At 63.8% G+C, this 13,457-nt stretch carries 11 protein-coding genes; 1 reads left to right on the top strand and 10 read right to left on the bottom strand.

All coding sequences use genetic code 11. The features are described 5' to 3' along the window. Positions 1–6: 6 nt before the first annotated feature. The 7 genes from MGMSRV2_RS20695 to MGMSRV2_RS20665 all read right to left on the bottom strand — a co-directional run bounded on the left by MGMSRV2_RS20695 (position 7) and on the right by MGMSRV2_RS20665 (position 9,096). Complete coding sequence (locus MGMSRV2_RS20695; protein ID WP_024082341.1) at positions 7–1,833, bottom strand: AAC(3) family N-acetyltransferase; 1,827 nt, start codon at positions 1,831–1,833, stop codon at positions 7–9. Continuing rightward, complete coding sequence (locus MGMSRV2_RS20690; RefSeq protein ID WP_024082340.1) at positions 1,830–2,090, bottom strand: hypothetical protein; 261 nt, start codon at positions 2,088–2,090, stop codon at positions 1,830–1,832. Before MGMSRV2_RS20690 ends, MGMSRV2_RS20695 begins: the two co-directional genes overlap by 4 nt. A 16-nt stretch (positions 2,091–2,106) precedes the next feature. Beyond that, the gene (locus tag MGMSRV2_RS20685; protein WP_024082339.1) at positions 2,107–4,113 is read right to left on the bottom strand and encodes a motility associated factor glycosyltransferase family protein; all 2,007 of its coding nucleotides are present in this window, start codon (positions 4,111–4,113) and stop codon (positions 2,107–2,109) included. Between the two features lie 4 nt (positions 4,114–4,117). Then, the gene (locus tag MGMSRV2_RS20680; RefSeq protein WP_024082338.1) at positions 4,118–6,010 is read right to left on the bottom strand and encodes a tetratricopeptide repeat protein; all 1,893 of its coding nucleotides are present in this window, start codon (positions 6,008–6,010) and stop codon (positions 4,118–4,120) included. A gap of 31 nt (positions 6,011–6,041) precedes the next feature. Then, on the bottom strand, positions 6,042–6,479 hold the full coding sequence (locus MGMSRV2_RS20675; protein ID WP_024082337.1) for a flagellar biosynthesis regulator FlaF: 438 nt from the start codon (positions 6,477–6,479) through the stop codon (positions 6,042–6,044). 78 nt (positions 6,480–6,557) lie between these two features. Then, on the bottom strand, positions 6,558–7,943 hold the full coding sequence (locus tag MGMSRV2_RS20670) for a hypothetical protein (RefSeq protein ID WP_144084355.1): 1,386 nt from the start codon (positions 7,941–7,943) through the stop codon (positions 6,558–6,560). 265 nt (positions 7,944–8,208) lie between these two features. Further along, entirely contained in the window at positions 8,209–9,096 is an 888-nt protein-coding gene (locus MGMSRV2_RS20665) for a flagellin (protein ID WP_024082335.1), read from the bottom strand. Between the two features lie 291 nt (positions 9,097–9,387). Between MGMSRV2_RS20665 and MGMSRV2_RS22275 the strand changes: the two genes are divergently transcribed. Further along, positions 9,388–10,083 (top strand): CatB-related O-acetyltransferase, encoded by a 696-nt coding sequence (locus MGMSRV2_RS22275; RefSeq protein WP_024082334.1) that lies wholly within the window; start codon positions 9,388–9,390, stop codon positions 10,081–10,083. A 5-nt stretch (positions 10,084–10,088) separates the two neighbouring features. Here the strand turns inward: MGMSRV2_RS22275 and MGMSRV2_RS20655 are convergent, their stop codons facing one another. Genes MGMSRV2_RS20655 through MGMSRV2_RS20645 form a run of 3 tightly spaced genes read right to left on the bottom strand, consistent with a single transcriptional unit; the run spans position 10,089 to position 13,435 of the window. Beyond that, positions 10,089–11,441 (bottom strand): AMP-binding protein, encoded by a 1,353-nt coding sequence (locus MGMSRV2_RS20655; RefSeq protein ID WP_024082333.1) that lies wholly within the window; start codon positions 11,439–11,441, stop codon positions 10,089–10,091. A 3-nt stretch (positions 11,442–11,444) separates the two neighbouring features. Further along, positions 11,445–11,690, bottom strand: coding sequence for an acyl carrier protein (locus tag MGMSRV2_RS20650; RefSeq protein ID WP_024082332.1), 246 nt, complete (start codon positions 11,688–11,690; stop codon positions 11,445–11,447). Next, complete coding sequence (locus MGMSRV2_RS20645; RefSeq protein ID WP_024082331.1) at positions 11,687–13,435, bottom strand: tetratricopeptide repeat protein; 1,749 nt, start codon at positions 13,433–13,435, stop codon at positions 11,687–11,689. Before MGMSRV2_RS20645 ends, MGMSRV2_RS20650 begins: the two co-directional genes overlap by 4 nt. Positions 13,436–13,457: the final 22 nt, after the last annotated feature.

Below are 13,457 nucleotides of genomic sequence, written 5' to 3'. Positions count from 1 at the left end.
TCCTGCTCAGGCGTGGCGCAACAGCGGCAGCAAAAACGCCGCCGCCTGGAGAGAGACGGCTTTGTCGACCGGAGTATCGACGCGGGTGCCCCAGCCGGGGAAGGGGGACGGGGCACGGACATCGTTCTCAGCCCGACCGAACACCGGATTGACGAAGGGCAGATCGGCCAGACGCGCCTTGGCCACCGGGTTATGGCCGGGGGCGAGCGGATCGAACCACGGCGAGGCGGCCTCCACCGCCGCCCCCGCCTGTGCCGCCGCCACCGCCAGAGGATGAGCCGGAGCCAGATTGTGCAGAAAATAGCCGCCCGCCCCCGACAGATTGCGCAGATGCATTGCTGCGCGGATGGGCAGATGGGCATGGTCGGCCAGCCAGGCGGCAAACCCCACCGGGCCGGGCAGGACCAAAAAGCGTAATTCCGGCCCGTCCCAGCCGCCCTCGCGGGCTTGGCGGATCATCGCCAGCAGGGTTTCCACCCCCGACAGCATCTCGGCCCCGCCCCATTGACCGGCCAGGGTGGCGGCGACGACCACCACACCATCTTTCCCGCCCGGCACGACGCTTTCGCCCACCGCCATGGCGCCCATGCTCGAACGGGCATCGATTCGCACGTGATAGCGTTGCCCCGTCAGTCCGGCCCGCTTCGCCGCCGACAGGGTCAAGGTCCAGTCGCGGTTATTGAAATCCTCGCGCCAGGGCGGGTCGTCGGCGACCCGGAGATGGCGGTTCAGCCGGTCGATCTCCACCTCTTCGTCCACCGCCAGCGACGACAGGCCCACGGCCACATCCTCGACCTCACGCCCGCTGTCCACACAGCGCAGGCTGACACCGGCGCAATGCCACTTCTCCGGCACCACCCAGTCGAAGGCGTTGTGGCCGGTGCGGTAATGGCTGAGCTTCATGCCGTGGTCACGCGCCAACAGCGCCATCGCCGCATCCATCTGCGGGCTGACGCTGGCCCGCGGCAACGGCCACAGGTCGGCGATGCTGTCGATCGTGATGGCCGGATGCCCGGCACGCGCTTCTTCCTCGGCCAACACGTCGCAGGTCGGGCCTTGGGCCAACAGCCACGGATCGGCGGCCAGGGCGTCGAGGGCGAAGCGGAAATAATCGGCGTAATCGGCGACATAGACCCGGGCGCGCCCCACCGGGGCATGGCGCCAGATACCGGCTTCCTCGGCCATGCGGCCCAGGCGGTGGGCATTGGCGAAGGCGCAATCCAGGCGCACCGGCACCGCGTACATCCACCACACAGCGTGCTCGCCCTGATCGTCGCGGATAAGACCGTGGAATAGCTTGTCATAGCGGAACGGCACCCGCGCCAGCCAATCGGCATGATGGATGAAGGCGGTCCAGTTCGAGCCCAGGCCGATGCTGACGCATTTCATCGCAGGCCAGCGGGCCATGCGGGCGAACAGGCAATCCTCGCCATAGGAGGTGGGCGGCAGAGCGGCGAACAGCGGCGCGCAGGACGGCCCCAGCCCGACCACCGAAATCATCGGATCGCACGAGCGCAGCGCACCGGGCTGACGGCGCAGATATTCGGGAAACGGCCCCACTTCCCCCGGGGTGGCGCCCGGATCGAACAAGGCCGGCTCGCTCGCCCGGCTGCGACTGATGGTGTAGGAATAGGCCGGGGCCAGGATAGAACCGCTCGCGCCCACCACCTCTTGCAGGGCGGACAGGGCCAAGGCGCACAAACCATCCATGCTGGTGATCCCGGGGGCGGCACCCAGCATACCCAGGCTGGTGGAAACGAAGGCGCAATCGCCCGCCTTCAGGCCGGCGGCACGCAAGGCCGCGACCAGATCGTCGCGGTCGTAGCCGTTCATCCCAATTTGCCGGCGATCAGCCCGGCCAAACCGCCGATCCAACGAAACTCATCGGATTGGGTATCTTCGGCGGTCAGGGTGATGCCGTATTCCGCCTCGATCTCCATGATGAAATGAAGCAGAGCGAACGAATCCACATGGCCTCCGTCAAGATAGCGGTAGCGCTCCTGCTCGACGGCATCGGCACCGGGCACCGGGCCACGCTTCTTTTCCAGCGCGGCGATGAGAAATTGTACGATGGACGCCTTGTCCGACACTCCGCCCCTCCCCGCTCTAATAGGTGGTGCCGGGCACCACCGAGCGGCCATCGGCCCACCACGGCTCTTCCCCGGTTTCCAGCATGGCCTTGATTTCGCCGAAGGTGTCTTCACCCTCTTGCAGCATTTCCAGGTGCAGCTCCCGATAAAGAGTGAGGAACCGCTTGAAAGCCGGTGCCCGCGCGCTCTCTTCGCCGATCCGGTTGAGGAAAAAGCAGGCGGCCTTGGTGAAGCCGACGATCGGACCTTGGAAGAACGGATAGACGTTCTTGTAGAAGCCCAGATAGCCCTCGCGGTCGAAATCGGTGATGCGGGCGATGAAGGTGCGGAAATCCACCCCCTCGGCTTCGCATTGATCGATGAGGTCGACCAGATCCTGACGCAAGCGCTGAACCTGAGTGACGAAACGGTCGATGTCCTGGTTGGCCAGGAAATCACGCGCCTTGAAGAACTCGGACGCGTCACGGATGCGCTTGAAAATCTCGGCCTTGTCCACCGGCGCACCGGTAAAATCAAGGGATTCCGGCAGCTTCGGCGTCGATCCCTTGATGAAGGCGCCATCCGAGCAGTTGAACAGCTTCAACTGGAAGCGATCGATTTTCTGTTCGATCATCTCCCGCGTCCAGGTGAAAATCAGATTGGAATGGATGGTACCGCCGAAATTGCCCGGACAGGAGAACTGTCCGTCGTAGCTTTCGACCACGAACTCATCGAGCGTGTAATAGATGGTGTTCTTGGAATGATGGTTCTTGGCATCCCGCCAGCCGCAATCACAGCCGAACAGATACATGGTCTCGAAGCCCAGCCGGGCGGCAACAGCGATACTGGTATTGGAGATGGACGGCCCCACCCCGTTCATCACCTGGATGCCCTCGCCGAAGCACGAGGTCGAGGTCACCGTGTCGCGGTAGAAGAAATAATTCTCGTCGAACAGTTCCGGCACCATGGGGTTGACCGACACCGACCCCAGCATCTTGATCCCGGTCAGCCGCCCGTCGGGAAACAGGTCCGGGCGCTTCTCCATGATATGCTTGCACAGCTTGTAGGTGTGCGGCGTGTTCTCGAGCTCGATGTGATAATCGGGGATGATGTCGTTGGCGATCAGCGCCTGCAATGTCGTCCCCGACGAGAAGATGACGGCGTGATCCTTCCACTGCCGGATATACTCGATGCTCTCGTCCAACGACGGACCGGCGGCGACGATGAAGGCGGGTACGTCGTACCGGCGGCGGAAGGTGCCGCGCAGCAGATAGTGGTCGTATTTGTACAAGTTGGCGGCGCCATTGCGCACCATCTTGCGCTCGTCCTCGTAATAGCCGCGCCCGACCATCTTGATCGGGATATCGTCGAGCAGGCGCTGATAGGCCTGATCCAGCGGCCAGAACGGGTAATGACGGTACAGATAGGCGCCATCGATAAAGATTTCGCCGACCCGGTCGATCACGGCGGAAATGCCGGCACTCAACGCCGTCGGCTCGGGCGACACCACCAGATGCAACTGGCAGCCCCGCTCGCTCAGGGTCTGGTGCAGGGCCGCCCAGTCAATGGTCCGCAACGATAGGAAAAAGAACTCGTCCACCGCTTCGCACACGATCATGTGATCAAGGTCGAAACGCTCGGCCAAAAGCGGCAGGTGATAGCCCAAGCCGATGCCGAAAATGAACATATAGCAGGTCTCGGGCGGCGGCAGACGGGTCAGTCCATCGACGCCAAGCTCAGCCAATCCCTTGACCATACCATCATAGAACCGACGCGAGACCATGCTGTCGCCGGTCACGCCCTCGACCGAGCTGTAGCCGGTCCGAGAGGGCGCCACCTCGAAGAAATCCACCTGTTCCTTGGCCAGACGGCGTCCATCGTCCTTGTAGAGCCGGCCGTCGCCAAGGTCGATGTCGAGGATGGCGCCATCCTCGATCACCGGCACCGCCAAAAGGCGGCCCAAGGCGGCCAAGCGCGCGTGAGCGACCGGATATTCCCGCTCGATGAAACGCAGGTTCGTCTCGAACAGCGTCTGGTTGACCATGGCTTCAGTTGACCCGGGCGGCAAGGTGATCAAGCAAGGCGCGGCTGAACGCCTCGGCGAAACGAGCGGCGTTGAACGCCACGCCGTTCGCCGCCTGCATCGCCGCCTGAGTGCGGAAAGCGGTCAATTTCTCCACATTGCCGGCCCAGGTTTCGGCCAAGCCGACATAGGCTTGCAGGTCGGCGGCCACCAAATCGCCAGCCCAATCGACATCGGCGAAGGCGGCGGCCAGATCGGCGGCGGCGGCGCTGCCGCCGGCAAGAACGATGACCGGCACGCCGGACCGGGCCAGACGCCCCAAGGTCATCACGTTCAGATGCGGTGTCGGCGCCAGCACCACATCCACCTGATGGGCGAACTGGACCAGATCGGCCTTGATGACGTCGATGCGGTGGGCGACGCCGAAATTGCCGAACAACTCGATGATGTGGTCGATGCTTTGCTGCTCGTCGAACTGGCCGCTGTCACGGATCGCCAGCACACTGCCGGGGACCATGGTCAACACCGCCGACCACAGCGCCGCCGTCTCGGCGGTGATCTCGGCCAACGACGCCTCGGCACCGAAGGTGACCCCCTGGCCCTGAAGACAGGGCAGTGGCCCGGCATCGAAGCCCTCGCCGATCAGCACACGACCGCCAGGAAGCACCAAGGCACCGGGCAAATCACTGGGGCCGCCAACCAGATGCATGTTGGCACCGGGCATGGAGCCATGGGACGGGGCATTTAGCCACGCCGCCTGGATGGGGGCCGAATTGCGCAGGAACAACCCGGCCCGTTCGGGCAGGGCCAAGCCATCCATGTCGAGCAGAACCGCCACGCCCTCACCCCGGATCAGGGCACCCAGGGTCAGCACGTCAAGTTCGGCGATGTTGCGCCAGCGGGCGAACATTCCGCGATACATGACATTGCGCGGCGCCGACAATTCACCGTTACCCAGACCGATGACGGTGAAACGGCTCTTGTCGAGGGCGCCGACGAAACGGCTGAGCATATCCGCCCGCTCCGGCGGATGCAGGGCCGAGCACAGGACACCGATGGTCACATGGTCGAGACTGCCCAATTGCGGCGCCGGGCGGGGCGATTTGACACAGTTGCGGTCCACCGCCTCGGCCCATCGCGCCGTATCGGCCACGGCATCGGACCGTCCGGCGGGGATGTGAACGAGATCGGCCACCATGGTCCCCCACAGCGGAATGGCACTGGCGGCCTGAGCGACGGCGGCGCGATGAGCGGCCAAGCCTTCGTCAAGGCGTCCCAACGACGTCAGGCAGGCGCCGATACGCGACAACAGGGTCGGCTTCGCGCCGCCCAGGGTAACCAGGCTGCGCAACATGCCCAACGCCTTGCCGGCTTGGCCATTCATGGCCAGGGCACGGGCATAATGGTCGATGGTCTCGACGCTGTTGGGCTCGATCATCAAATGTTGTTCAAAGTACCGGATGGCGCCGACCGTATCCATGGCATCCAGCGCCGCCAGACCGGCCCGCATCAGCGGACGGTGGCTGACGGTGCTCAAGGCGGTGGCGAAAGACGGCAGCGAAGGCCCGAACAAGGCGATCATCTGTCCGTCCGGAAGCGAGATGGTCGCTTCCTTGCCGTGATACAGCGCCTTGGGCAGCACGCCGGCCAAACAATAAAGAACAGCCAGCAATTCCTGGGTATCGGCGGGGGCTTGGCGCGTCTCCAGCAGCTCGGACATCAGTTGAATGGCGTTGCCGAGCATGTTGGAGCGATAGGCGACAGCGGCCAAAGCACAAACGGCGGATGGATGGTTTTCACCGCGCGCCATGGCCATTTCCGCCACTTCAAGCGCTTCTTGGTCCTGGTTTTGATCGAGAAGCGTCTTGATCTTGGCATAGAACGCGCTTTCGGACATCTGTCCGGTGACTTCTGTCATGCTGGGCCCCCAGATTTTCTAACGCTAAATGTCAAACCACGTCGTTGGTGCCGGTGACCGTGGTCGGGTTGGTTTCGCTTTCCCCAGTCGCGGCACCTTCCGTCGGCGAGGTGAACAGGCCCGCGGCGATCTGCCGGTTGATGTTGATCAGCACGTCCAGCTTTTCCGGCAACGGGTCGGCGATGATGTCGACCGAGCGCTTGTCGATGAAATTGCACAAGGACAGCATATCCATGCGCATCTGATCGGGCAGCGCCGATTCCTCACCCGATAATTCGGCCTGAAAGATCGTCCACAGCCGCCAATTCAGGCGGACGGCGACCAGAAGATCCTCGGTTGCCACGCCCTCTTTCTGCGCCAAAGACATGCGGCGAGCCGCTTCGGTCAGCGCCCAGGCCTCGGTCTGGCGCGGATTGCCCGGCTGAGGCACTGAATTGTACGGGGTTTGACCGTAATTGGGATAAGCCATGACACATCTTCTCCCGGAGGGGCGCGAAACACCCGTAATTGTCTGGTACAAACGATTAAATATCGGTGAAGAGGCTTCTCAGCCCCCCAGCCGAACCGAGCGATGCGGCCATCCCGCCGCCACGTCGCACCACTGGCCGCACCGAAACGCTTGGGTGAAGCCCGCCTTGAACGCGGCGATGGAGCGCAACTTGGAACTGAAGGACGGGTCTTCGTGCAGGTCACCCAGGCAGAATTGTCGAAAACCACGCTGTTTGGCGTCGGCGACGACATGATACATCAACGCCGGAAGAGCCGATTTAACCTGATCCGCCGCTCGGGCCGAACCGCCGTAATTGACCACATCCGCATGAAACGAAACCATCACCACGGCAAGCCATCGCTGGGCATCACGGCAGCCATAAAGGGCGAACTCACCCCGGCCGACATGGGCCAAAAGATCGTCCTCGCCCTCGGCTGAGCGCCTGCCGCTGTCCGCCACCATGGTCCGATAGACATGGGCCAGTTCGGTCTCCCCCCCCTGCCATGACGACGTGAACTCAAGCGCCCGTTGACCCCAACGGGCAAGATTCCGGCTCGTCTGGCGAAAATTCGCCAAGATGCCATCCATACCCTCGGCGAGGTCGATCGTCGCCCGACGCATGCGCCGGCTGACGTGCGGAAAACCGGCAATCCACTGAGCCAGCGCCGGCCTTGGCTGGTCGTCCCAGAGCTGCAGGCGGATATCGTCAACCCCCGCCCATTGGGCCAAATGCTCCAACTGCCGCAGGGCCAGGGGGACAGCCGCCTCGCCCGCCGGGCTCAGCCCGATGATTTCAATGGCGGAACTTCGGCAGCCCAAGTGACTGTCTTGCAGAACGTCGCATTCGACCTGAAGCAAGGGCCGCCCCTCCACATCGACGATGAGGAACGACAAATCCACGGGCAAGCCGTATTCCGGCACATCAGCCGCCAGAAAGGACAGCTTGGTCTGGGACGGATCACGCAAGGGGTCGCAAAGCAACGGCGACCGGAACCCCTGGATCAGGTGCTTGAACTCCTCCGGCGAGGATTGCACACACACCACCGCACCGGAGGCATCGGCCAATTCCATCACAGTGCGGCGCGGTTGTTGCCGAACCATGCGCATTGCCAATCCTTGATCGCGCTCAGCCTGATCGTCATGTCCGATCCGGGCCAGCCATTCGGCCCGCATGCGGTATACCACCGCCCGATCGGCGGCCAAGGGCAGCAGATCCAAGGCCAGGCGGAACGCCACCCACGGCGACAATGTCAGGCCTAATTGGTCGAGATGCAGGGCAATGGTCACCCACAGCGCCGGGCGCTCTGCCGGCCCTACGCTGATAACCGTCGCCAACAGGCGGCCAGTGCCCTCGGGCAACAACGGTAAAACAGCGGTGATCCCCGCCGGCTCCTGCGACCAGAGCAGATCATGCAGCCGGGCATCCAAGGGGGAGGAAGCCACAAGTCTAGCCTGGAACATGCGCCACGCCCCATTCAAATATAGCATCAAACCAACCGCCCACGCCGTCATACCCACGAAAGCGGGTATCCAGGAGTCGCGGAGATGACGTTGGCGCACCTTTCGGATTCCCGCCTTCGCGGGAGTGACGAAATAAGAATAGGCGTTCTTCCGTACCCGGCTGGAGCTGTTTCAGCTGAAGCGGATCGCAGCACCTAAAAAAAATGGTGCGGAGTCGCCTCCGCACCATTCTTTAAACCATTACCGATTAACGGAAGAGCGACAGCACGCCCTGTTCCTGCTGACCGGCGAACGACAGGGCCTGAATGCCCAGCTGCTGGCGGGTCTGCAAGGCAACCAGGTTGGCGCCTTCTTCGTTCAAATCGGCCAAGCTCAGCTTGTCGGCACCTTCCTTCAGAGCGTTCACGTAGGACTTGGTGAAGTCCGAACGGGTCTGCAGCAAGGCAACGTTGGTACCGATCGTCTTGGCGTTGGACCGGATGGTGGTGATCGCCGAGTCCATCTTTTCGATGATCGCGTCGAACACCGACACCGAGTTGGAAACGCCGGACCATTCGGAACCGGCACCGGTCAGGCCGGAAGCCAGCGACAAGCTACGGCCCAGGGCGGTGGCGGCACCATAGGTGAAGCCGGCCAACTGGGTGACACGAACGTCGACGCCCTGCACCTGCAACTGGGCGGCGGTCTTGTCCGAGAACTGAACCGTCAGCTGAGCCACGGTGGAGTTCAGCAGGTTCAGACCCTGATAGTTGGCGTCGTTGACCAGGTTGGTGACCTGCTTGGCCAAGGTCTGATACTGGGTCGCCAGATCAGCGCGCTCGGTGTTGGTCGCAGACTTGGCGCTGAGCAACAGGCCCTTCATCTGGACCATGATCTTTTCCTGGGATTCCAGGGAGGTCAGAGCGGATTTCAGCGACGAGATACCCTGGTCGATGCCGTCCTTACGGGTGGTCAAGTCGCTAGCGCGGTCGTTCAAGCTCTTGGACTGGAAGTAGGCGACCGCGTCGTCAATGGCGCTGGACACCTTCAAGCCGGTCGACAGACGCGAGTTGGTGCGTTGCACCATCGTCGAGGTCTGGTTCAGCGAGAGCAGGTTGGAACGGATGGAGTTGGATAGGGTAACACTGTCAGCCATGGCACACCCCCTTCTGGAAGGCCTAGTTAAGCGAGGCGGTCGGCGGCGGTGCCTTTGGCACCCTCGGTGCCGACTGCCCTTGTCGTGGTCCGGATCAGAGCACACCCTCTATCAGAGAATGGCATCCAGGCAATTGACCCAGACTCCTTTTCCACACCGGCATCATGGCATGAACCACGTTAAAAAGAAATGAACTTTTTGCGGGCCAAAATGCCCTGGCGGCGATGCCGGATAACCGGTATCGACCATGATACACTTGGCTTGGCCAGCATCACCCCCCTGGAGGCGTTCATGACCGAGGAAGACCGTCTGCGATGGATTCGCTCTGCCTGCGACTGGTCGGATTTCACCGAACCATCGGACATCTCCTACCAGCATCCCGCCCGCATGGTTTACGTGGAAGAAGGCGTCCAGTTCACCGATCAGGACAGTTTCTTCGGCCTGGGCAGCGCCCTTTATATCGGTCGGCACTCCCACATGTTGGGCAACGGCATGATCTCGCCCATGCTGACCATCGGACGGCATTGCTCGATCTCGCAGAACGTGGTGTTGGGGGGTGGCCGCCATCCCATGGAATACCTGACCACCGGCCACATCCCCGGCGCGGGGGAAGAGCGCAGTTATTATGCCGATGCCGAAGACCGCTTCGCCGCCGGCGACACCAGCGCCTTCACCCGTATCGGCTGCGACGTGTGGATCGGCGCCAACGCCATGGTGCTGCGCGGTCGCACCATAGGCACCGGCGCCTGCATCGGTGGCGGCGCGGTGGTCACCCACGACGTTCCCCCCTATGCCGTCGTCGTCGGCAACCCGGCCAAGGTCATCCGCTTCCGTTTCCCCGAGAAGATCATCGAAAGCCTGCTGAGAACCCGCTGGTGGACCCTGCCGGCCGACACCATCAAAAATTTGCCCTACAAGGACATCGCCCTGTGCGCCGAGGTGCTGGAAGAGATGCGCGCCGCCGAAACCCAGGCCAAATCCGACTGATCGGTTCAGACCAGCGCCTCGAGAGCAGCCAGATCGATCTTGCCGTTGCCGGCCCAGGGGATGGCCGCCACCTGCCGCCAGCGCACCACCACCGGCGGCAGACCAAGCTCGGCGGCGAAGGCCGCGCGGGCGGTGCTATCGGGCAACGGCCCGGCCACCAGAACCAGCAAATCATCCCCCCGCACCAGCGCCGCCGCCGAACCGAACAAGGCGGCGCGGGCCTGCACCTCGTCGAGATCGAGACGCAGCCCCATCACCTTGACCACCCGACCGGCGCGGCCTTCCAGCCACACATAGCCGTCGCCATCGAGACGACCGTAATCGCCGGTGTCGAGCACCCCCGCCAACTCGTCGCCGCGGCCGAGGTCGTTGCGGCTTTCGCCATACCCCATCATCACGTTGTCGCCGCCATAGACCACCACACCGTCGCGGATGGTGATCCGACCGCCGGGAATGGGCCGCCCCACCGATCCCAGCCGGACCGGCACTTGGTCGGGCGGCAACACGGTCATCCGTGCCGTCGCCTCGGTCTGGCCGTACATGGTGAACAGACCGCCGCCGCGTCGGGCCATCAGGGTGTGGAAATACTCGATCAGACGCGGATCGAGACGGCCACCGGCCTGAGTGGCGAAGCGCAGAGAGGCCGGCGCCAGGGCGTCGAGGTCAAGCCGGCGCAGGCTTTGCCAGACGAACGGCACACCGGCGAGAAAAGTCAGGCCGTACTGCCCGGCCATGTCCCAAAAGCCGCGTTCCAGCACGCTTTGCCCGCTCAATACCACTGTCGCCCCCGCCGCCAGATGGGAATGCAACAGCGACAGCCCATAGGAATAAGACAGCGGCAAGGTGGTGGCGACGCAATCCTGCGGGGTCAGGGCCAAGGCTTGGGCGATGGAAGTGGCATTGGCGGCGACGGCGCGGCGCGACAACCGCACCATGCGCGGCGCACCGCTGCTGCCCGAGGTCGACAGCAGCAGACACAAATCGTCATGCAACGGGCGCGGGTCTGGCCGTTCGATCGCTTGCACCTCGGCATCGAGGTCAGCATAACCGGGACGGGACGGCCAGCCCAGCAACCAGTCGGGGCGATAGCGTTCGACCAGTCGGTCGAGCCGGGCGGGCGTCAGTTCGGGCGGCACCAACATGACGGCATGCCCGGCCCGCATCAATGACAGCCAGCGGCACACCCGGTCGAGCCGGGGCGCGGCGGCCACCAGTGCCAAGCCCTTGCGCGCCGGCCACAACGCCGCCTCGCGGTCAAGCCGCTCGGCCAATCGGGCATGGCTGAGGCTGCGTCCATCGATGGCGTCGATCAAGGCCGGACGATCCGCTGACGATTCCGGCGCCAGCCTCGGAATCACCGTTTAGGCCCCACCCAGATGGCGACCGACGATGGCCGCCGCCTTGGCGAAAGAGGACAGGTCGATCACCTCGTCGGTGTCGAGCATGACGTCGAAGGCGGTCTCGATGGCCGCCACCAGCCGCATATGGCCGATGGAATCCCAAGCCGGCAAGGCGCGATAGGCTAAATCGTCCACCGCCGCCCCTGTCTCCAGGCCCAGAGTATCGCGAAACACGGCGCGCAAGCTTTCCAGTTGCTCGGGTTTCATGGCGCCACCTTGGCGCGCAGTTCCGCCGCCACCCGCTCGACCACCTCGTCCCAGGCGCCGCCTTGGCGCTGGCGCAACAGACGGAAGTCACCGGGATACCAGGGGCTGTCCTCGCGTCCAAGCATCCACAAAAAGCCGTTGCTGGGACGCGACAGCAGCACGCGCACCGGCTTGGCCAGGGCGCCGGCCAGATGCACCACGCCGGTATCCACCGACACCACCAGATCAAGGGCGACAACGGCGGCGGCGGTATCGGCGAAGTCATCCAGACGCGGAGCCAGATCGACGATACCGGGCAGATCGGCCACCTGCGCCGCCTCGGGTCCGACCTGGAGGGAAAAGAAGGTGCAGCCGGGGATGTCGAGCAGCGGGCGGAAATCGGCGGCGGTGCAGGAGCGCTGGCTGTTGTCGCGCCGCGTGGCGCCACCGGCCCACACCAGCCCGACCTTGAGGCCAGGGGCGGCAGCCACATCGGCGAAATCACCGGCGCCTTCGGGCACCGCCAGATAAGGCAGCGTCGCCGGCACCGACTCCAGGGTCAGGCCTAGCCGATGAGGCAGGCTCATCAGCGGTACCGAAAGGTCGAAATCGCCGTAATCGTCGCCGGGCGACACCACCCGGTCAATGCCGTCCAGGGTGGAAAACAGTCGCTTCAATCCCTGGCGACATTCCAGCACCACCTTGGCGCCCTGTCCGGCCAGCACACTCGCCAACCGGCAGAACTCGATGGCGTCGCCGAAACCTTGCTCGGCGCTGACCAGAACGGTCTTGCCGGCGACGTCGCCGCCTTGCCACTCCGGACAGGCGAAATCGCGCCTGAACGGCGTGAAGGTGGGCATGCGCCAGCGCCACTCGTATTCACGCCAGCCATTGGCCCAATCGCCCTTCATCAGTTGGGTCAAGGCCAGATTCCAATGCAGATCGGGACTGTCGGGAGCGCGCGAAACAGCGGCCGCCAGACAGGCTTCGGCCTCGTCCAGGCGTTCCACGTCCTTCAAGGTGGCGCCCAGATTGTTGTGGGCGTCGACGTAATCGGGATCCAGGGCCAAGGCCGCGCGATATTCCGCCACCGCTTCGTCCAGACGGCCCTCGGCCACCAGGGAATTGGCCAGATTGTACCGCTTGACCGCCCCGTCAACCAAGCCGATGGAATGGCGATAGCTGGCCAAGGCCTCGTCGTGCTTGCCCTGGGTGGCCAGGGCGACGCCGATATTGAACCACGGCACGTCCCATTCGGGGCGCAGATAAACCGCTTTCTGATAGGCCTCGACCGCCTCTTCCGGGCTGTTCATGCCGGCCAGCGCGTTACCGAAGGCGTTGTGGGATTCGGGGATGGAACCGTCGATGACCACCGCCTCGACCGCCATCTTGGCCGCCTCGGCGTGACGCCCCAGATCGTTCAGCACATTGGCCAGATTGAGATAGGGCTCGGGCGCCTCGGAACAAAGCGTCACCGCCTGCTGAAAGGCGTCCACCGCCCGCCCCGGCTCGCCCCCGGCCTGCAAGGCGTTACCCAGGGAGACATAGGGCACGTACCAATCCGGCTGCACGCTGATAGCCTGCGCCGCCAGCACCGCCGCCGTCCGGTTATCACCGGCCATCTGCGCCAGCACGCTCATCAGATTGAGGGCATCGACGTTGTTGGGTTCAGCCTCCAGCGCCGCCTTGTAGCACCGCGCGGCATCGCCGAAGCGTCCTTCGCGGTGATGGTCACGACCCTCGTCCAACTTTGCCTGCACGTCCATGACGGCTCCCTTGCCCGAATAA

This window comes from Magnetospirillum gryphiswaldense MSR-1 v2, from assembly GCF_000513295.1.
GTDB lineage: Bacteria > Pseudomonadota > Alphaproteobacteria > Rhodospirillales > Magnetospirillaceae > Magnetospirillum > Magnetospirillum gryphiswaldense.
This window is presented reverse-complemented; position numbering and strand designations above follow the sequence as displayed.